The 946-nt window shown below is 78.3% G+C and carries 1 protein-coding gene and 1 pseudogene; both read left to right on the top strand.

Annotated features, from left to right (window positions below; all coding sequences use genetic code 11):
- Positions 1-184 precede the first annotated feature (184 nt).
- On the top strand, positions 185-385 hold the full coding sequence (locus ACSNOH_RS34910) for a hypothetical protein (protein WP_436725462.1): 201 nt from the start codon (positions 185-187) through the stop codon (positions 383-385).
- Positions 382-946: pseudogene (locus ACSNOH_RS34915) on the top strand (MFS transporter); the annotation flags it as partial. The gene ACSNOH_RS34910 and the pseudogene ACSNOH_RS34915, both read left to right, overlap by 4 nt.

The following is a 946-nucleotide window of genomic DNA, read 5'->3' on the forward strand; positions in this document are numbered from 1 at the left end:
GGGGACGCGGTAGGCGGGGGACGCGGTACGCGGGGGACGCGGTACGCGGCAGGCGCGGTACGCGGCAGGCGCCGCGCGCAAGGAAACGCGCGAGGAAAACGCTCAAGGAAACGCGCAAGGAAATCTGACACATCGTCGTGACGGCCGTTGCCGGGTTCCTCCCCATCCGCGCACCCTGGACGGTATGACTCCCCCAGCCGCCGGCACCTCCGCGATCCTCCGCGCCGAAGCGCGCGTCCTGGTCCGGGCCGAGCCGGGCACCGTCTACGACACGGTCAGCGACCTGCCCCGCAGCGGCGAGCGGAGCCGCGAACGCACCGGCGGGCGCCGGGTGTCCGGCACGCCGCGCAGGGTCGGCGCCGCCGGGCGGGGCGGGGCGGCATGACGAACCCGGCGGCGCCGTTACGGCCGGAGGCCGAGCGGTGGGACGCGGAGGACCCCGGCTTCTGGGAACGCGGCGGCCGGCACGTCGCCCGCCGGAACCTGCTGCTGGCCGCGGCCGGCGGGCACGTGGGGACGTCCGTCCGCAGCATGTGGGCCGTCCTGGTGCTGTTCATGCCGGCAGGCGACGGGCCGGCGCCCGGGCCGGGCGGGAAGTCCCTGCTGCTCGTCACGCCGCTCGTCGCGGGAGCCGTGCTGCGGCCGGTCGCGGAGCGGGCGCTGGGGCGGCTGGGCGGCCGGGACCGTACGGTCGCCGCCGTGGCCGCGCTGGCCCTGCCCGTGCTCGCCGCGATGTGCGTACTGCAGCGGCCCGGTGCGCCGCTGTGGCTGCTGGTGGTCGTTGCCGCGACCGCCGGGGCGGGGGACGTTGCTGCGGCCTCGTCGGCCGGGGCGGCCGGGTTCTTCCCGCGGCGCGCGCGGGACCGGGCCGCGGCTTCGGCCGCGGCCGGAGTGGACCTCGGGGTCGCCCTCGTCCAGACGGCCGGGGTGGTGGCCGCCGTCACGG

The organism is Streptomyces sp. URMC 127, assembly GCF_051386535.1.
GTDB lineage: Bacteria > Actinomycetota > Actinomycetes > Streptomycetales > Streptomycetaceae > Streptomyces.

Excerpts from the sequence above, each read along its gene's own strand:
- ACSNOH_RS34910 (WP_436725462.1), top strand. The coding sequence starts at position 185 with ATGACTCCCCCAGCCGCCGGCACCTCCGCGATCCTCCGCGCCGAAGCG.